This window comes from Mycolicibacterium brumae, from assembly GCF_025215495.1.
In the GTDB taxonomy this organism is placed as follows: domain Bacteria; phylum Actinomycetota; class Actinomycetes; order Mycobacteriales; family Mycobacteriaceae; genus Mycobacterium; species Mycobacterium brumae.
Window position 1 is genome coordinate 731609 of the sequence record NZ_CP104302.1, and the last position, 16769, is coordinate 748377.

18 protein-coding genes, 1 tRNA gene and 2 pseudogenes are annotated in these 16769 nt (G+C 67.8%); 11 read left to right on the top strand and 10 right to left on the bottom strand.

Annotated elements, in window-relative coordinates; all coding sequences use genetic code 11:
- Nucleotides 1-29 precede the first annotated feature (29 nt).
- A complete protein-coding gene (locus L2Z93_RS03760) occupies nucleotides 30-761 on the top strand; it encodes a lytic transglycosylase domain-containing protein (RefSeq protein ID WP_162561927.1) in 732 nt (243 codons plus the stop codon).
- A 325-nt stretch (nucleotides 762-1086) separates the two neighbouring features.
- On the opposite strand, the gene L2Z93_RS03765 is transcribed toward L2Z93_RS03760, so the two are convergent.
- Entirely contained in the window at nucleotides 1087-1968 is an 882-nt protein-coding gene (locus tag L2Z93_RS03765) for a type IV toxin-antitoxin system AbiEi family antitoxin domain-containing protein (protein WP_090589196.1), read from the bottom strand.
- Nucleotides 1969-2143: 175 nt separating this feature from the next.
- Between L2Z93_RS03765 and eno the strand changes: the two genes are divergently transcribed.
- The 4 genes from eno to L2Z93_RS03785 are packed head-to-tail and all read left to right on the top strand — an operon-like array spanning nucleotide 2144 to nucleotide 5695.
- The gene (eno, locus tag L2Z93_RS03770; RefSeq protein WP_090589197.1) at nucleotides 2144-3424 is read left to right on the top strand and encodes a phosphopyruvate hydratase; all 1281 of its coding nucleotides are present in this window, start codon (nucleotides 2144-2146) and stop codon (nucleotides 3422-3424) included.
- Between the two features lie 27 nt (nucleotides 3425-3451).
- The gene (locus L2Z93_RS03775; protein WP_090589198.1) at nucleotides 3452-4243 is read left to right on the top strand and encodes an FtsB family cell division protein; all 792 of its coding nucleotides are present in this window, start codon (nucleotides 3452-3454) and stop codon (nucleotides 4241-4243) included.
- Nucleotides 4236-4742, top strand: a complete 507-nt coding sequence (locus tag L2Z93_RS03780; protein WP_090589199.1) for a DUF501 domain-containing protein — start codon at nucleotides 4236-4238, stop codon at nucleotides 4740-4742. The genes L2Z93_RS03775 and L2Z93_RS03780 overlap by 8 nt, the downstream gene beginning before the upstream one ends.
- Nucleotides 4739-5695: a Ppx/GppA phosphatase family protein gene (locus tag L2Z93_RS03785; protein WP_090589200.1), complete on the top strand. Its 957-nt coding sequence runs from the start codon at nucleotides 4739-4741 to the stop codon at nucleotides 5693-5695. The genes L2Z93_RS03780 and L2Z93_RS03785 overlap by 4 nt, the downstream gene beginning before the upstream one ends.
- A 14-nt stretch (nucleotides 5696-5709) precedes the next feature.
- Here L2Z93_RS03785 and L2Z93_RS03790 read toward each other — a convergent pair whose 3' ends face one another.
- The 4 genes and pseudogenes from L2Z93_RS03790 to L2Z93_RS03810 all read right to left on the bottom strand — a co-directional run bounded on the left by L2Z93_RS03790 (nucleotide 5710) and on the right by L2Z93_RS03810 (nucleotide 8909).
- Nucleotides 5710-6396, bottom strand: coding sequence for a response regulator (locus L2Z93_RS03790; protein WP_090589201.1), 687 nt, complete (start codon nucleotides 6394-6396; stop codon nucleotides 5710-5712).
- Nucleotides 6389-6898 (bottom strand): annotated as a pseudogene (locus tag L2Z93_RS03795) (sensor histidine kinase); the annotation flags it as partial. The gene L2Z93_RS03790 and the pseudogene L2Z93_RS03795, both read right to left, overlap by 8 nt.
- Nucleotides 6874-8820, bottom strand: a pseudogene (gene kdpB, locus L2Z93_RS03800) (potassium-transporting ATPase subunit KdpB); the annotation flags it as partial. The pseudogenes L2Z93_RS03795 and kdpB, both read right to left, overlap by 25 nt.
- Nucleotides 8820-8909, bottom strand: coding sequence for a potassium-transporting ATPase subunit F (locus L2Z93_RS03810; protein ID WP_090589202.1), 90 nt, complete (start codon nucleotides 8907-8909; stop codon nucleotides 8820-8822). The gene L2Z93_RS03810 and the pseudogene kdpB, both read right to left, overlap by 1 nt.
- Nucleotides 8910-9196: 287 nt before the next feature.
- Between L2Z93_RS03810 and L2Z93_RS03815 the strand changes: the two genes are divergently transcribed.
- Nucleotides 9197-9270: transfer RNA gene (locus tag L2Z93_RS03815), tRNA-Leu, on the top strand.
- Between the two features lie 24 nt (nucleotides 9271-9294).
- On the opposite strand, the gene L2Z93_RS03820 is transcribed toward L2Z93_RS03815, so the two are convergent.
- Complete coding sequence (locus tag L2Z93_RS03820) at nucleotides 9295-9753, bottom strand: GbsR/MarR family transcriptional regulator (RefSeq protein ID WP_260575504.1); 459 nt, start codon at nucleotides 9751-9753, stop codon at nucleotides 9295-9297.
- Between the two features lie 163 nt (nucleotides 9754-9916).
- Here L2Z93_RS03820 and L2Z93_RS03825 point away from each other — a divergent pair, with 163 nt between their 5' ends.
- Genes L2Z93_RS03825 through L2Z93_RS03835 form a run of 3 tightly spaced genes read left to right on the top strand, consistent with a single transcriptional unit; the run spans nucleotide 9917 to nucleotide 12281 of the window.
- The gene (locus L2Z93_RS03825) at nucleotides 9917-10816 is read left to right on the top strand and encodes an ABC transporter ATP-binding protein (protein ID WP_090589204.1); all 900 of its coding nucleotides are present in this window, start codon (nucleotides 9917-9919) and stop codon (nucleotides 10814-10816) included.
- Nucleotides 10813-11526 carry a fluoroquinolone export ABC transporter permease subunit gene (locus tag L2Z93_RS03830; RefSeq protein WP_090589205.1) on the top strand — a complete coding sequence of 238 codons (714 nt, stop codon included), beginning with the start codon at nucleotides 10813-10815 and terminating at the stop codon, nucleotides 11524-11526. Before L2Z93_RS03825 ends, L2Z93_RS03830 begins: the two co-directional genes overlap by 4 nt.
- A complete protein-coding gene (locus tag L2Z93_RS03835) occupies nucleotides 11523-12281 on the top strand; it encodes an Rv2686c family ABC transporter permease subunit (protein WP_090589206.1) in 759 nt (252 codons plus the stop codon). Before L2Z93_RS03830 ends, L2Z93_RS03835 begins: the two co-directional genes overlap by 4 nt.
- Before the next feature lie 15 nt (nucleotides 12282-12296).
- Here the strand turns inward: L2Z93_RS03835 and L2Z93_RS03840 are convergent, their stop codons facing one another.
- The 3 genes from L2Z93_RS03840 to L2Z93_RS03850 form a co-directional block, all read right to left on the bottom strand.
- The gene (locus L2Z93_RS03840; RefSeq protein WP_090589207.1) at nucleotides 12297-12863 is read right to left on the bottom strand and encodes a GNAT family N-acetyltransferase; all 567 of its coding nucleotides are present in this window, start codon (nucleotides 12861-12863) and stop codon (nucleotides 12297-12299) included.
- A 407-nt stretch (nucleotides 12864-13270) separates the two neighbouring features.
- On the bottom strand, nucleotides 13271-14080 hold the full coding sequence (locus L2Z93_RS03845) for a BPSS1780 family membrane protein (protein ID WP_090589208.1): 810 nt from the start codon (nucleotides 14078-14080) through the stop codon (nucleotides 13271-13273).
- A gap of 16 nt (nucleotides 14081-14096) precedes the next feature.
- A complete protein-coding gene (locus L2Z93_RS03850; RefSeq protein WP_090589209.1) occupies nucleotides 14097-14552 on the bottom strand; it encodes an Lrp/AsnC family transcriptional regulator in 456 nt (151 codons plus the stop codon).
- 83 nt (nucleotides 14553-14635) lie between these two features.
- Here L2Z93_RS03850 and L2Z93_RS03855 point away from each other — a divergent pair, with 83 nt between their 5' ends.
- On the top strand, nucleotides 14636-15262 hold the full coding sequence (locus tag L2Z93_RS03855) for a LysE family translocator (protein ID WP_090589210.1): 627 nt from the start codon (nucleotides 14636-14638) through the stop codon (nucleotides 15260-15262).
- Between the two features lie 3 nt (nucleotides 15263-15265).
- Here the strand turns inward: L2Z93_RS03855 and L2Z93_RS03860 are convergent, their stop codons facing one another.
- Nucleotides 15266-16270: an alpha/beta hydrolase gene (locus tag L2Z93_RS03860; protein ID WP_090589211.1), complete on the bottom strand. Its 1005-nt coding sequence runs from the start codon at nucleotides 16268-16270 to the stop codon at nucleotides 15266-15268.
- Nucleotides 16271-16520: 250 nt separating this feature from the next.
- Between L2Z93_RS03860 and L2Z93_RS19280 the strand changes: the two genes are divergently transcribed.
- Complete coding sequence (locus L2Z93_RS19280) at nucleotides 16521-16766, top strand: hypothetical protein (protein ID WP_090589212.1); 246 nt, start codon at nucleotides 16521-16523, stop codon at nucleotides 16764-16766.
- The last annotated feature ends 3 nt before the right edge of the window (nucleotides 16767-16769 follow it).

Here is a 16769-nt window from a genome sequence, read left to right on the forward strand (position 1 = left end):
CGGCGAATGTTCTGGTGTAGGGGAGTCCTGTGACGCGGCGTTGGCTGAGGGCTGTCGCCGTGTTGATCGCGACAGGCGTGCTCCTGGCGTCCGGCTGTTCCTGGCAGCGCGGTGTCCCCATTCCCGACGGTGTGCCGCCGCCCGCGGGCGACCCGGTGCCCGCGGTGCGCATCGACCTCAAACACGGCCGCCCCGCCGACCAGCTGCACGATTGGGCCGCCGCCCGCTCCGACGCGCTGGGCATCCCGGTGACCGCGTTGGAGGCCTACGGCTACGCCGCTCGGGTGGCGCAGGTGCTCAACCCGGGATGCAACCTCAACTGGACCACGCTGGCCGGCATCGGGATGGTGGAAAGCCACCACGGCACCTATCACGGCGCGCAGATCCTGCCCGACGGCACGGTGACCCCGCCGATCCGCGGCGTGCAGCTCGACGGCACCAGCGGCAACATGCACATCGCCGACACCGACAACGGCGAGCTCGACGGCGACGCGACCCTGGACCGCGCGATGGGGCCCATGCAATTCATCCCGGAGACCTGGAAGCTCTACGGGGTCGACGCCAACAACGACGGCAACATCGACCCGGACAACTTCGACGACGCGGCGCTGTCGGCGGCGGGCTACCTGTGCTCGCGGGGCAAGGACCTCTCCACCGCGCACGGCTGGATGAACGCGCTTCGGGCCTACAACTACTCCGATCAGTACGCCCGCGCCGTCCGCGACTGGGCGACCGCCTACGCCAACGGCCGCTCGCTGTAAAGCTCTGTTCTGGGGCGATCTGGGTGACGCCGGCCGCGAGCGTGCGCGTAGGTCCGGTTTCTCTGGCGAGCGTGCGCGTAGGTTCACCCCGTCCTGGGCGTTTGCGGACCTGTGCGCACGCTCGCGCCCCGGAAGCGGACCTACGCGCACGCTCGCGCCCGGGAGGCGGACCTGTGCGCACGCTCGGGCCCCGGAGGCGGACCTGTGCGCACGCTGGCGCCCGGAATCAGACCTGTGCGCACGCTCGGGCCCGGGAGGCGGACCTGTGCGCACGCTCACGGCGGCAGAACGGCGTACGTCGCGCTCGTCGCACCCCAGGCCGGGATCAGGCGACGATGCCCAGGTTCTGCCGGATCCGCCGGAGCATGACGTCGGGGTGACGCCGCACGTCGGCGCTGACGATACGCAGTACCGTCCAGCCCGCTTCCCGAAGCGCGGCGTCCTTTCTGCGGTCACGGGCGAGGTCGGCCGGGGTCCTGTGGAAGTCGAATCCGTCGTACTCGACAACGAAGCGGAAGGCCGGCCACGCGAAGTCGACCCGCCAGCAGTTGCCGTCGCGATCGATGATCTTGTGTTGCAGGACCGGGTCCGGGATCTCGCCGTCGAGCATGACCAGCCTGGCCTCGCTCTCCATCTCCGACTCGGGCAGCGGACTGGCCAGCGGAATGAGCTTCCGGACGACGACGATCCCGCGCCGTCCGCGCTGGGCCGCCGCTGCGGCCTCCAAGCTTGTGTGGTCACAGGTTTCGCTGCGCAGCGCCTTGTCCAGGGTGGCCAGTATGCGGGGGCGCGGCAGTGCGCGGGCCACCTCGACAGCAGTCCATGCCGGCGCCGTGACGAGCCGGTCGTGATGGGTGACCAGCGGAGCGCCCTCCCGGCGGTGCACGACGAGACCCGCGTGATTGCGCAGCTGGCGCCCTTCGGGGTTGAGCACATGCAGCGCGACGACGGATTCCGTGTCGAACCCGAAGACCGCCGCCGCAGTGCCCATGCACGCGACGACGGATTCGCCACACAACAGATCGAGTCCCTTGAGCAGCATCCGCGTCCGCGGCGATCCCAGGGTGTAGACGCCCGGGTGGATCTTCGCGACCTGCGCCGTGCGTAGCAGCCGCTGGAGCTCGCGCCGCGGGAGGACCGCTCGGATCTCGGCGAAGCGGGCCACACCGCCGTGTGACTGAAAGACGCTGAGCAGTTGAGGATCCATGCTCGGAGCATCGCCAGGGCGTCGTCGACGCGCTATTCAGCTCGCGCCACCCTGTGCATAACTTCGGGTTCGAAGCCGGCGGCTGGAGATTTCCGCCGCCGCGAGGTGCGTCGGCGTCGAACCCACTACGCTGGCCGAGTACGTCCGTGACACCCACCAACGCAAGGAGACGTCCGTGCCCATCATCGAGCAGCTCGGCGCCCGGGAGATCCTCGATTCGCGCGGCAACCCGACCGTCGAGGTCGAGGTGGCGCTCATTGACGGCACCATCGCGCGCGCCGCGGTCCCGTCGGGCGCCTCCACCGGCGAGCACGAAGCCGTCGAGCTGCGTGACGGCGGCGAACGCTACGGCGGCAAGGGTGTGCAGAAGGCGGTCGAGGCGGTTCTCGACGACATCGCCCCGACCGTGATCGGGCTGTCGGCCGACGATCAGCGTCTGGTGGACCAGTCGCTGCTGGACCTCGATGGCACTCCGGACAAGTCGCGGCTAGGCGCCAACGCCATCCTCGGTGTGTCGCTGGCAGTGGCCAAGGCCGCCGCGGACTCCGCGGGCCTGCCGCTGTTCCGCTACATCGGCGGACCCAACGCGCACATCCTGCCGGTGCCGATGATGAACATCCTCAACGGTGGCGCGCACGCCGACACCGGCGTGGACGTCCAGGAATTCATGATCGCCCCGATCGGCGCGCCGAACTTCCGCGAGGCGCTGCGCTGGGGCGCGGAGGTCTACCACTCGCTGAAGTCGGTGCTCAAGAAGCAGGGCCTGGCCACCGGCCTCGGCGACGAGGGCGGTTTCGCCCCCGACGTGGCCGGCACCAAGGCGGCGCTCGACCTGATCCTCTCGGCCGTCGACGCCACCGGTTTCAAGGCGGGCTCCGACGTCGCGCTGGCTCTGGACGTGGCCGCCACCGAGTTCTACACGGACGGAACGGGTTACGCGTTCGAGCGGGAGAACCGCACCGCCGAGCAGATGACGGCGTTCTACGAGGAGCTGATCGGCGCCTACCCGCTGGTCTCCATCGAGGACCCGCTGTCCGAAGACGACTGGGACGGCTGGGTGTCGCTGACAACCGCGATCGGCGACCGGGTGCAGATCGTCGGCGACGACCTGTTCGTCACCAACCCCGAGCGCCTGGAAGAGGGCATCGAACGCGGCGCCGCCAACGCGCTGCTGGTGAAGGTCAATCAGATCGGCACCCTGACCGAGACGCTGGACGCCGTCGCGCTGGCGCACCACGCCGGCTACAAGACGATGATGAGCCACCGGTCCGGTGAGACCGAGGACACCACCATCGCCGACCTGGCCGTCGCCGTGGGCTCCGGGCAGATCAAGACCGGCGCCCCGGCCCGCTCCGAGCGCGTCGCCAAGTACAACCAGCTGCTGCGCATCGAGGAAGCCCTCGGCGACGCCGCGCGCTACGCCGGCGACCTGGCGTTCCCGCGGTTCAACGCCTAGCCCCTACGGGCGGGTATCTTCGTCTGCGTGTCCGACGGCAAACGACCGAAGCGGCGGTCCCCGGGCTCCAGGCCCGGGACGGCCGGCAGGTCCGGCGCTGCGGGCAAGGGGCGTAGCTCGGCGAGCAATTCGCCGGGCGCCAAGGGCGCCGCGAAGGCGGCGCCGAAGCCGGTCGACCCCGACACCGATGACGTGGCGGGGTCCGCGCCGCGGGCGATGCCGGAGATCATCGAGCCGATCCGGCAGTCCATCGTCGAATCGGCGAACCGGGCCAACGAGCAGCGGATGGGCCTGACCGCGCGGCGCGCGGCCGTGCTGGCGGCGGTGGTGTGCGTGCTGACCCTGACGATCGCCGGGCCGGTGCGGACCTTCTTCGCCCAGCGCACCGAGATGAATCAGCTCGCCGCGGCCGAGCAGGCGCTACGCCAGCAGATCGCCGACCTCGAGGATCAGAAGGCGCGGCTGGCCGATCCTGCGTACATCGCCTCCGAGGCCCGGGAGCGGCTGGGCTTTGTGATGCCCGGCGACATCCCCTACCAGGTGCAACTGCCCCCGGGCGCGGTGGTGACCGACGGCGAGGAGACCCCGGGCCATCACGTCCAGGCCAGCACCGACCCGTGGTACACGGCGCTGTGGAAGACCATCGCCGACGATCCGCACGGGCCACCGCCGGCGCCGACGGGCCCGGAGGTGCTCGACCCGAACGCGCCCATCGACCCGAACGCGCCGGTGGATCCGAACGCTCCCGTGGACCCGAACCTTCCGGTCGACCCCAATGCGCCCGTTGACGCCCCACCCCCGGCAGGTCCCGGTGGTTGACCCGCAGGATCTCGCCGCGGTGCAGGCGCAGCTCGGGCGCGAGCCGCGCGGCGTGCTGGAGATCGCCTACCGCTGCCCGAACGGGGAGCCGGCGGTGGTCAAGACGGCCCCGCGGTTGCCCGACGGCACACCGTTCCCGACGCTGTACTACCTCACCCATCCGGCGCTGACCGCGGCCGCCAGCCGGCTGGAGACCACCGGGCTGATGCGGGAGATGACCCAGCGCCTGGGTGAGGACGCCGAGTTGGCCGCCGCGTATCGCCGCGCGCACGAGTCGTTCCTGGCCGAACGCGACGCGATCGAATCGCTGGGCACCGACTTCTCCGGCGGCGGTATGCCGGACCGGGTCAAGTGCTTGCACGTGGTGATCGCGCATTCGCTGGCCAAGGGCCCCGGGGTGAACCCGTTTGGTGACGAGACGCTGGCGATGCTGGCCGACGAACCCGCGATGGCCGGCATCCTGGACCGCGCGCTGTGGCTACCCGATGAGGACGCATGACGCGGGTCGGCGCAATTGACTGCGGCACCAACTCAATTCGGCTGCTGATCGCCGATGTCTCCCGTGACAAGGGCCGGTGGCAAGCGACGGATGTGTGCCGGGAGATGCGGATTGTGCGGCTCGGTGAAGGCGTCGACGCGACCGGGGCGTTCAGCTCCGCCGCCATCGAACGCACCAGGGAAGCGCTGTCGAACTACGCTGATCTCCTTGTCCAGCACCGGGTTTCACGTGTCAGGATGGTCGCCACCTCGGCCACCCGGGATGCCGCCAACCGCGACGAGTTCTTCGCGATGACCGCCGAGGTGCTCGGCGACGTCGTGCCCGGCGCCGTGGCCGAAGTGATCGACGGTGACGAGGAGGCCGCCCTGTCCTTCCGGGGCGCCGTCGCCGAATTGGACAGCGCGGACGCGCCTTTCGTCGTCGTCGACCTCGGTGGGGGTTCCACCGAGGTGGTGCGCGGGACCGATGACGTGGAGGCTGCCAAGTCGGTGAACATCGGCTGCGTTCGGCTCACCGAGCGCTGTCTGCATTCGGACCCGCCGACCCCGCAGGAAGTGGCCGCCGCGCGCGCGGTGGCCGCCGAACAGATCGCCGTGGCGCTGGAGGCCGTGCCGGTCGACGGCGCACGAACCTGGGTGGGGGTGGCCGGCACCTTCACCACGCTGGCCGCGCTGGCCATGCGGCTGCCGGTCTACGACTCCGAGGTGATCCACCTGTCCCGGGTCGGATTCCCCGAACTGCTCGCGGTGTGCGACGAGCTCATCGGGATGACCCGCGAACAGCGTGCGTCCTTGGGGCCCATGCACGAGGGCCGCGTCGACGTCATCGGCGGCGGCGCGATCGTCGTCCAGGAGTTGGCCCGCGAGCTCGGCGCCCGGATGGGCATCGACTCGCTGATGGTCAGCGAGCACGACATCCTCGACGGCATCGCGTTCAGCATCACCGACGACTGACGGTCCCTCGGCGCTCAAACCTCGAACCGGTACCCCATGCCCGATTCGGTGACCAGGTGCCGGGGCCGGCTCGGATCGTCCTCCAGCTTGCGGCGCAACTGCGCCAAATAGACCCGCAGGTAGTGGGTTTCCTTCGCGTAACTGGGCCCCCAGACCTCGCGCAGCAGTTCCTCGCGAGTGATGAGCTTGCCGCGGTTGCGGACCAGCATCTCCAACAGGCCCCACTCGGTCGGGGTGAGGTGCACCTCGGCGCCGGACCGGATCACCTTCTTCGCGGCCAGGTCGACGGTGAACGACTCGGTGACCACCACCGGCTCATCGGGCGGCGCGCCGGCGGCCGATCGGCGCACCGCGGCCCGGAGCCGGGCCAGGAACTCCTCCATGCCAAAGGGTTTTGTCACATAGTCGTCGGCCCCGGCGTCGAGCGCGTCGACCTTGTCTGCCGAATCGCTGCGGGCCGAGAGCACGATCACCGGAACGGTGGACCAGCCGCGCAGGCCCGCGAGGACCTCGGCGCCGGAGATGTCCGGCAACCCGAGATCGAGGATCACAACGTCGGGTTTGTGCTCGGCGGCGGCCCGCAAAGCCGCCGCGCCGGTGGCCGCGGTGACCACGTCGTAACCGCGCACCGACAGGTTGATGCGTAGCGCACGCAGGATCTGCGGCTCATCGTCGACGACCAGCACCTGGGTCTTAGACATTGGCGGACTCCGGGGCGGCCAGCTCGATCCCGACCGTCAGGCCCCCACCCGGGGTGTCGTCGACGGTGACCGTGCCGCCCATCGCCTCGACAAAGCCGCGGGCGACCGAAAGGCCAAGGCCGACACCGTTTCCGGTGTTGCGGTCGTCGAGGCGCTGGAAGGGGGAGAAGATCCGGTCCTGCTCTCCGGCAGGGATGCCGGGGCCTTCGTCGGCAACCGCGATCAGCACCCGGTCACCGATCCGGCCTGCGGTGACCCGAACCGGGCTGTTCGGCGCGTATCGCAGCGCGTTGTCGATCAGATTGGCCAGCACCCGTTCCAGCAGTCCGGCGTCGGCCAGCGCGACGGTGGCGCCGACGTCGACCTTGACCCGGTCCAGCCCGTCACGGGCGTACCCGGTGGCGCCGCGATTGATCCCGACGAGTGCGCGCTGGACCGTCTCCTCCAGATAGGTCCGCTGTAGCCGCGGACGTACAGCGTCAGCGGGTTGTCGCCGGTGATCATCACGGTGCGGATGCCCATCCGGCGCATCTCGTCGAACCGCTCCCGCATTCCGTGTTTGACCACGTCCTTGAGGTGGACGACGCCGAGAACCCGGGCGGCGCCGTCCTGATGCTCGCCGACGGCCAGCGGAGTGCCACCGCCGGCGGCGATCCGGTCGGCGAGGACGCCGAGTTCGGCCGGGACCACGCCCCCGTGGCTGCGCACCCATTCGGCCACCGTGCCGGCGGCGCCCTTGCGCAGTTGGCGCCCACCGTCGAGGTCGACCCCGGACATTCGGGTGGTGGCGCTGAAGGGGATCCATTCGGCGCCGGTCAGCTCGCCGGGGGTGCGGGCGCGCAACCCGTGCTCCTCCTTGGCGAAGACCACGATGGAACGTCCCTCGGGGGTTTCGTCGGCCAGGCTGGACAACTGCGCCGCGTCGGCCAGTTCAGCGCCCGACACTTCAGACAGCGGAACGAAAGCGGCCGCTTGCCGGTTGCCCAGCGTGATGGTGCCGGTCTTGTCCAGCAGCAGGGTGTTGACGTCGCCCGCGGCTTCCACCGCACGCCCCGACATGGCGAGCACGTTGCGTTGCACCAGCCGGTCCATGCCCGCGATGCCGATCGCCGACAACAGCGCGCCGATGGTGGTCGGGATCAGGCACACCAACAGGGCGACGAGCACAATGCCGGTCAGGCCGTCGGAGGTCAGCGCGGCGGAGTCTGCGACGCCGGGGTTGTCGGCCTTGGCGTAGATTGCCAGCGGCTGCAGCGTCGCCACCGCGAACACGAAGATGATCGTCAATGACGCCAGCAGGATATTGAGCGCGATCTCGTTCGGTGTCTTCTGGCGGTTCGCGCCTTCGACGAGAGCGATCATCCGGTCGATGAAGCTCTGTCCGGGCTGCTGGGTGATCCGGACGATGATCCGGTCCGAGAGCACGGTGGTGCCGCCGGTGACCGCGGAACGGTCTCCGCCGGATTCCCGGATGACGGGCGCGGATTCGCCGGTGATCGCCGACTCATCCACTGACGCAATGCCTTCCAGCACATCGCCGTCTCCGGGGATGGTCTGGCCGGCCTCGACGACGACGATGTCGCCTTGCCGCAGCAGCGGCGCCGAAACCTCTTCCTCGTACCCCGGAGTCCCGGGCTTCCAGTCGATGAGCCGACGGGCGCTGGTGGTGGTCTTCGCTCTGCGCAGCGACTGGGCCTGCGCCTTGCCGCGCCCCTCGGCCACGGCCTCGGCGAGGTTGGCGAAGACGACGGTCAGCCAGAGCCACACCACGATCAACGCGGCGAACCAGCTGGGGTCGATGATCGCCAGCACGGTGCTCCAGGCCGCGCCGATCTCGACGACGAGCATCACCGGGTTGCGCCAGAGGGTGCGCGGGTCCAACTTGCGCAGCGCGTCTGGCAGGGATGCCCACAGCATTCTGGGGCTCAGCAGCGCCCCCGGCCCGTCTCCGGTGTGCCCGGAACGGACCAGGGCGACGGCGACCGCCATCCCGACGGCAGCCGAAACGAAGTTCTGCACGGACAATCCGGTCATCTGGGTGAGATGGCTCATCGTCGATTCGCCGGAGTAGTTCTGCCAGTTGGTGTTTGTCACGAAACTGACCGCGGTGTTCCAGGCCAGCGCTGCGGTCATCGGGGTGGCTGGATCGTTCAGCCGCAGCGGCAGGTGGCCTTGTGTCAGTTGCAGGGCGAACAGCGCCACGATGCCGATCGCCGAGAACGCCAGCACACTGCGCGCGTACCCGCCCCAGGTTTGCTCGGAATCCGGGTTGGCGCCGATGACGCGGTAGATGGCGCGTTCGACGCGGGAGTGGCGCTTCGCGCTGTATACCCGGTACATGTAGTCCCCGAGCGGCACATGCGCGGCGACCAGAGCCACGATGAGGGCGGCCAGGAAGACGAGGCCCGCGGTGGTGGTGGTCATCAGAATCGCTCGGGAAACAGCAGAGCGGCGAACAGGATCGCGGCGATGGCGATCGCCAGCGCCAACCCGATGAGGTTCTGCGCGCTCACAGACCTTCCACCCACCGCTGAATGAGGCCGAGCAGCGCGAATACGCCGATCGTCAGGGCGAGATAGGCGAGTGCCGACATGTTTGCTCCGAGATCCGTCGAGCATCCCGGGGTGGGTTGCTCCGGTGACGAAGCTAAGCCGGGCCGTGATGAACCGAACCCGGCCTTGACGGGATCTTTACGCCCAGGGTGGTGATCTTGACGGCTTGGTGACGCGAAGACGCTGGCCACCGCCAGGTGGGATTACTGCCTGGCTAGACCCGCCGCGCAGGTAGGTTTGCGCCCTGGGCCCCCATAGCCCAATTGGCAGAGGCAGCGGACTTAAAATCCGCCAAGTGTCGGTTCGAGTCCGACTGGGGGCACGATAAAAGGGCTGGTAGAGGCTCCTACTGGCCGCGATCGTGCCAGCGGTCCAGGATCGCTGGGATCTCTGACATCAGAAACGCGTAGAAGTCGCGCATCTGAGTCAGACGCTGATGGGCCGCGCTGCGGTTATCGGTGACCGCGATGCCCGCGTCGGCCGCGGCCTGCATGGCGGTAAGCGTCTCGTTTTGGTTGGTGAACAGGATCGCCCAGGCGTCCTCACGTAGTCGGAAGTGCTCGCGGCGACTGGCCGGTGCGGCGACCCGCTCGGCCAGTCCGACCGAGGTCAGCATCTTCAGCGCACCTGAGATCGCTCCCGCGCTTGCATGCAGTGTCTCGGCGAGTTCGCCCATCGTCAGGCTGGGCCGCTCGGTGAACAACAGCGTGGCCAGCACCCGCGCGGTCATCCGCTGGAGCCCGTGGCTGGCCAGAACGACGGCCAGTTGTTCGGCGGCATCCTGCGGATCCGATGAAGGTGGCACCTGAATCCTCCTCAACTCAGACAACCTTCACAAATTATTGAAAGTTTAGTACGGTCGTAGGTGGTGTTCCGGGAAGTCTGGTCGGAGATGTTTGTAACCGCCAGCGCGGTGGCCGTCGGCTCCACGACGGGTTCCGCGCCGACCCGAAGGGCATCACCGCCTCATGTCACTAGCGCCGACGTCGATCACCGCCGACAGCACCGACATCATCAGCGTGCACGGGCTGACCTATACGTATCCCAAATCCGACCGACCCGCGGTGCGCGGAATGGATTTCACCGTCGGCCGCGGCGAGATTTTCGGGTTTCTGGGTCCGAGCGGCGCTGGGAAATCCACGACGCAGAAACTGCTCATCGGGCTACTGCGCGGGCATGGCGGCCGGGCCACGGTGTGGGGCCGCGACCCGCTCGGGTGGGGCCCGGACTACTACCAGCGCGTCGGGGTGTCCTTTGAGCTGCCCAACCACTATCAGAAGCTCACCGGCGCAGAAAACCTCCGGTTTTTCGCCGCACTGTATGACGGACCGACCGCAGACCCGATGCAACTGCTGGAGTCGGTGGGTCTGACTGAGGCCGCCGACACTCGTGTGGCCAAATACTCCAAGGGGATGCAGATGCGGCTCACCTTTGCGCGGTCGCTGATCAACCACCCCGAGTTGCTGTTTCTCGACGAGCCCACCTCAGGCTTGGACCCGGTCAACGCCCGCGCAGTCAAAGACATCATCCTGTCTCTCAAAGCGCAGGGCCGCACCGTCTTTCTGACCACCCACGACATGTCGACTGCCGACGAACTGTGTGACCGGGTGGCCTTCGTCGTCGACGGCGCCATCGTGGCCCTCGACAGCCCCACTGAACTGAAGATCGCACGCAGCCAACGCCGGGTGCGGGTCCAGTACCGCACTCACACGGGCAGCCTGGACACCGCCGAATTCACGATGGACGGCCTAGCTGACGACCCCGCGTTCCACGAGATTCTGCGCAATCACCACGTGGAGACCATCCACAGCCGCGAAGCCAGCCTCGATGACGTGTTCGTCGAGGTCACCGGACGGCAGCTGACATGACCCGCCTAGCGACCGCGCTGCGGCTGGAACTGACCCTGCAATACCGGCAGAAGTTCCTGCACGCCGGGGTCTTTTCGGGCCTGATCTGGCTGGCCGTGCTGCTACCGATGCCGGCGGGCTTGCGCCCGGTCGTCGAGCCGTACGTGCTCGCCGGAGACATCGCGATCATCGGATTCTTCTTCGTTGGCGCCTCAGTGTTCTTCGAAAGACAAGAACGCACCCTGAGTGCGGTTATCTCCACGCCGTTACGGTTCTGGGAGTACCTGAGCGCCAAACTTCTTGTCCTGTTGTCGATCTCGCTATTCGTCGCGCTCGTGGTGGCCACCGTCGCCGATGGTTTCACCTATCAACCGGCGCCGCTGATCGGCGGGGTGGTACTGGGAACGCTGTTGATGCTGGTCGTCGGATTCATCACCTCGTTGCCGTTCGGGTCGGTGACCGACTGGTTTCTGGCCGCGACCATCCCGTTGGCGCTGATGTTGGTCCCACCGCTGATCTACTACTCGGGTCTATGGCCCAATCCGGCGCTCTACATCGTCCCCACCCAGGGGCCGATACTGCTCCTGGGCGCGGCTTTTGATCAGCTGACCTTGAGCGCCGGCCAGGCCATCTACGCCGTGGCCTATCCGCTGCTGTCGTTGACTGTCCTGTCAGTGGCGGCCAAGGCGATGTTCAACCACTACGTGATCGAAAGGTCCGGTGCGCTGTGACCACTGTGTCCGCGCGTCGCGCTGCCCGTACTCTGGCGGCATTCGGCCGCAACGACATTCGCGGCACCTATCGCGACCCCCTGCTCGTGATGCTTGTGCTGGCGCCGGTGATCTGGACCACCGGGGTCGCGCTGCTCACCCCACCGGTCACCGAACTTCTGGCCGAACGCTACGACTTCGATCTGGTGCCCTACTACCCGCTGGTGCTCACCGCGTTTCTCTTGCTGACCAGCATCATCATCGCCGGCGGGCTGGGCGCATTCCTGGTCCTGGAGGAGGTCGATGCCGGCACGATCAGGGCGCTGCGCATCACTCCGGCGCCGCTATCAACATTTTTCGGCTACCGCGCCGCCACCGTCATGGCGGTCACCACCGTCTATGTCATCACCACCATGTCCTTCAGTGGGATCCTGGAGCCGGGGTTGATCCCCGCACTGATACCGATCGGTATGGTCGCCGGATTGTCGGCGGTGGTCACGTTGCTGTTGATCGTGGCGGTGGCCGGCAACAAAATTCAAGGCATCGCCATGGTGCGCGCGCTGGGCATGCTCATCGCCGGGCTACCGTGCCTCCCGTGGTTCATCGATTCGGCGTGGAATCTCGCGTTCGGTGTGCTGCCGCCCTATTGGGCGGCAAAGGCGTTCTGGGTGGCATCTGATCACGGCGCCTGGTGGCCGTATCTGCTCGGCGGCGTGGTCTACAACCTCGCCATCGCCTGGCCGTTGTTTCGCCGGTTCATCAACAGAATCACGTGAGCTGGTTGACGCGGTTCACACGATCCGCGGCCGCCGTGGTGGTGCGGCCATTTGAACCGAAGAGTTCAGCCAGGTGATCCGGTTCAGGCGGTGCACCAGGCAGTCGTCGTCGCCGAACATCCGCCGCCCGACGGGCCGGAAGCCGAGCCGGGCGTAGAAGCGATGCGCGTCGGTGTTGGACGCCAACGGGTCGATGATGATCGCCTCGACGGCCGGATCGGCGAAGGCGTCGTCGATCGCCTGGGTCATCATCTCGGTGCCGTATCCGCGGGCGAGCATGTCCGGCTCGCCGATCCAGATGTCGAGCGCGCGCAGGTTCGGCGCGACGTCGCCCCAGTAGTGAGTGGGCTCGGCCTGCGGGTCGATGACTTGCATGGCGCCGATCGGCCGGGCGTCGACCTCGGCGATCAGGTAGTAGCTGACCGATGAGGCGGCCGTGATCTCCTCGGCCCAGTCGGTGTCCTCGAACGCGGTGGTGGCGTCGGGATTGTCGGTCGCACAGGCGATCACATGCGGCGCGCGATCCCACTTCTCCAGCAACGCGACGTCGCCGAGCTCCGCTGGCCGCAGGCGAACTCTCATGGCCAAAGGCTACGCGCTGTTATGGAAGATGCTGGTGGTGGCGGTGTTGCGAATGGGATTTCTGGTCGCCGAGCATGCGCCAGTTGTTCTGGCGCGAGTGTGCACGCAGGGGTCGTTTTCCGGCGCGAGCAGCCAACGGCGGTCGTGTTCGACGGCGAGCGGCCAACGGCGGCACGAGTGTCCAACTATGAACACAAAGCCCCAGGACCGACCCGCGCGAAGCGGACGCCATGGAGCCCTCGTGCGCCAGCTGGCCACTCGAGGCGTTCTACGTGCGCCAGCTGGCCGCTCGTGGCGGAAATCGTGCGCTCACGGGCCGTTCGCGAACCTGCACGCACCGAACCTCACCGTGGCGGTGCCCTCGCGACCGATAACGAGCGTCGCAGTCAGGCTTTTCGTGACGCGACCTACGCCGTGACCGGCGCGATGTGCCCGTCGGTGAGCTTGCGCCAGGTGTAGGTCTGCAGCAGCATCGCGACCGGCGCGGCCACCAAAATGCCGACACCGCAGAGCATTGCGCCGGCGATGCAGATCACCGCCGCCGTCACCAGCACGACGATCGCCGTGCCGAGGTTCCGCCGGACCAGGGCGATGCTGAACTTCAGCGCCTCGACCGGTGACAGGCCCCGGTCCAGCAGGGCCATCACCGCGAACATGGTGAACAGCGCGATGCCGAGCGCGACCACCAACGCCGCGGTGGAGGCGAGCATCGACAGCGCCATCGACCCGGAGTTGTTGGCGGGCAACACGATCAGCCAGTTGATCACTGAGGACGTCGCGCCGATGATCAGCATGACGGCGACGACGGCGCCGAAACGGCGCGGTTTGATGAAGGAGGACACCGTCACCGGCCGGCCGTCGGCCAGCTCCAGAGCACCGCTGTAATAGGCGGAGGTGAACGCGGCGCCGAGCAGGATCGCGATCACGTTGAACACGAACATGCTGAAGAGGTCCGTGCCGGCGGTGACATCCACCTCGGAGACCGAGTCGCCGGCCGCCGGATCACCGGCCATCACGGCGCTCATCGACGAACCCCACAGCGCGGTGAACACCACGGCGAAGATCACCCCGATGATCAGCACCGGCAGGATTGTCGCGGCCGGGTTCTTGGTGAACTTGTTCCACGCCCACCCGAATGCCTCGCCGAGGTGGAACGGCGCGGGCTGGCCGTAGCCGGGCTGTTGCGGGTACGCGCCGAACGGCGGCTGGTGGGTCATCGCTCTCCTCGTCGGTTCAGGGCGCCGGGTATGGGCGGTCGACGACCACATTCTTCATGACCAGGGTGGAGGTGAACCGCTGCACCCCGGGCAGCGTGGACAGCACGTCGTCCTGCAACCGGGTGTACGCGTCGAGATCCACCGTCCGGATTCGCAGTAGGTAGTCCGGGTCCCCGAACAGTCGTTGCAGCTGCAGCACATTGGGCATCGCGGCGGCGGCCTCCTCGAAGCCGAGCAGCGACGCGTGGTCGGACTGCTTCATGGTGACGAACACCAGCGCCTCGAAGCCGAGTCCGAGCGCAGTGGGGTCGACGACGGCCCGATATCCGACGATGGCCCCGGAAGCCTCCAGGTCGCGGACCCGGCGGTGGGTGGGGGCGACGGTCAGACCGATCCGCGCGGCCAGGTCGGTCATGGAAATCCGGCCGTGCACCTGGAGCTCCGCAAGAATCTTGCGGTCAAGCCGATCCATAGCGAATATTTTTGCACAAACACATCGTTACCAGCCAAAACTCGCAAGCACTTTTTGCGGCTTCTTTCCTAAAGTTGCTGCTCATGGAGCTCTCGGTTCTCGTCGCGTTCGCCGCCGTCGCACTCGCCCTGGTCGCCGTCCCGGGCCCGGACTGGGCCTTCGTGCTCGCCGCCGGCGCCCGCGACCACGTAGTCGTCCCCGCCGTCGGCGGCATCCTGATCGGCTACGCCTTCGTCACTGTGATCGTGGTCGCCGGCGTCGGGACACTGGTCTCCGCGGCGCCCGCCGCCATGATGGCGCTGACGCTGGCCGGCGCCGCGTACGTCGTCTACCTGGGTGTCGGCGTGCTGCGCAGCCCCGGCGGCTTCGAGATGGCCGACGACGCCAAGCCCGCGACCTCGCCGGCGCGCCAGCTATTGCGCGGCGCCGGGGTCAGCGCGACCAATCCGAAGGGCCTGCTGATCTTCCTGGCGATCCTGCCGCAGTTCACGCGCGCCTCCGACGCCTGGCCGATCGCCGCGCAGCTGGCGGCCCTCGGACTGGTGTTCATGGCCGCCTGCGCGGTGATCTACCTGCCGCTGGGGCACGCCGCGCACCGGCTGCTGGGCGCGCGGCCCGCGTTGACCCGGCTGGTCACCCGGGCCTCCGGCGTGGCGATGATCGCGGTCGGCGTCGGGCTGGCCGCCGAGCACCTGGCCGCGGTGCTCTGACGATCAGCCCACGCCGAGGGCCGGCCCGATGGTCGTGGTCCAGGACTCCTGCATCTCGGACTCGAACAGTCCCCAGGTGTGCGAGCCGGTGGGCCGAGCCACGTAGGTGATCGGGATGCCGGCCGCCGCGGCGGCGTCGGCGAACGCCCTGGTGCTCTCCCAGACGATCCGCTCGATCATGCCGCCGGTGAAATTGCCGGATCCGGCGGGCATCCGGTCGACGTCGCCGACGTCACCGGTGTTGGACGCGGCCGCGTACACCGCCACGCCGCGCAGCTTCGCCACGTTCAGGGTGGGGTCGTGGGCGATCCACAACGGGCCGCCGCCCGGGCCCCACATGTTGTCGGCGCTGACGCCGCCGCCCATCAGGGTGATGCCGATCTGTCCGGGATCGCGGGATGGGTTCAGCATTCCGCTGTAGGAGCCGACGGCCTGGAAGCGGCCGGGGGCCTGAATGGCGTAGTCGACGGCGGTGCCGCCGGTGCTGGAAAGCCCGCCGACGGCGTTGCGCCCATTGGTGTTGTATTGCGCGTCGATGAGTGGCGGCAATTCAGCGGTCATATAAGTCTGGTACTGCCGGCTGGCGTCATTCACCCAATTGGTCCACCAACTGAATTGGCCGCCCAGCGGAGAAACCACGTTGACATTCCGATTGGCGAAGAATCCCTGGATATCGGTCATGCCGAACCAGCTCTTGGTCCCCGGCGCCCACGAGCCGCCGGGATCCAGATTGTCGCCGCCGTCGATGCCGGGCAGCAGGTAGAAGGTGGGAGCGCCGCTGCTCGGAGCCTTGTACACGTCGTTGACGATGACCTTGTTCATCGCCGCCGAGTACACCGAAACCTTGTCCCAGCGCTCGTTGACCTTCTCGATGTTGGTGATATGCGGCGCGCCGCCGAGTTCCGGATTGACGCCGGGCTCGGCGTGGGCAGGGGTGAAGGACTGAAATGACAGGGCGATCAGGGCCGCCGCGGCCGTCGCCGTCAGACGTCGGGTGAATCGGGTCATTAATCGATTATCACTCCGTCGTCCTGCTCCGGCGGGGTCAAACGCCGATATAGACGCAATCCATTTACGGGTGCTTGTGGGCGCAAATATTTCGGGGGACGGCCGGTGTCCCCCGATCGGGGGACACCGAATTCATCCGGTTCGTCAACCGGCTGCCCGACATACATCCACCGCCGGATCCCGCATTCTTGATTCAGCACCGGAACACACCGGAACCGAACGAAAAACCAACTACCGCAAAGGAACTCAAATGAACGCCATCGCCCGTCGGATCACCGCCGCCGCCACCATGATCGCCGCCCCGGCCCTGATCGCCATCGGCGTGGCCGCTGGCGCCAACGCCACCGTCAACCCGACCGACGCCGCTGAACTGGCCACCACCAGCATCTCCGCCCCGGCCCCGTCGCACGGCAAGTCCTCCGACGCCGTCAGCCACAACCCGCAGATGAAGCCGTGGAGCATCCGGCACCACTACAACACCTACATCCAGCGCTGAGCC

What these genes read in the sequence shown, in the direction of transcription:
- L2Z93_RS03765 (WP_090589196.1), bottom strand. Translation starts at nt 1,968, where the DNA reads ATGGATCCTCAACTGCTCAGCGTCTTTCAGTCACACGGCGGTGTGGCC.
- L2Z93_RS03785 (WP_090589200.1), top strand. Translation starts at nt 4,739, where the DNA reads ATGACGCGGGTCGGCGCAATTGACTGCGGCACCAACTCAATTCGGCTG.
- L2Z93_RS03790 (WP_090589201.1), bottom strand. Translation starts at nt 6,396, where the DNA reads ATGTCTAAGACCCAGGTGCTGGTCGTCGACGATGAGCCGCAGATCCTG.
- L2Z93_RS03825 (WP_090589204.1), top strand. Translation starts at nt 9,917, where the DNA reads ATGTCACTAGCGCCGACGTCGATCACCGCCGACAGCACCGACATCATC.
- L2Z93_RS03830 (WP_090589205.1), top strand. Translation starts at nt 10,813, where the DNA reads ATGACCCGCCTAGCGACCGCGCTGCGGCTGGAACTGACCCTGCAATAC.
- L2Z93_RS03840 (WP_090589207.1), bottom strand. Translation starts at nt 12,863, where the DNA reads ATGAGAGTTCGCCTGCGGCCAGCGGAGCTCGGCGACGTCGCGTTGCTG.
- L2Z93_RS03845 (WP_090589208.1), bottom strand. Translation starts at nt 14,080, where the DNA reads ATGACCCACCAGCCGCCGTTCGGCGCGTACCCGCAACAGCCCGGCTAC.
- L2Z93_RS03850 (WP_090589209.1), bottom strand. Translation starts at nt 14,552, where the DNA reads ATGGATCGGCTTGACCGCAAGATTCTTGCGGAGCTCCAGGTGCACGGC.
- L2Z93_RS03855 (WP_090589210.1), top strand. Translation starts at nt 14,636, where the DNA reads ATGGAGCTCTCGGTTCTCGTCGCGTTCGCCGCCGTCGCACTCGCCCTG.
- L2Z93_RS03860 (WP_090589211.1), bottom strand. Translation starts at nt 16,270, where the DNA reads ATGACCCGATTCACCCGACGTCTGACGGCGACGGCCGCGGCGGCCCTG.
- L2Z93_RS19280 (WP_090589212.1), top strand. Translation starts at nt 16,521, where the DNA reads ATGAACGCCATCGCCCGTCGGATCACCGCCGCCGCCACCATGATCGCC.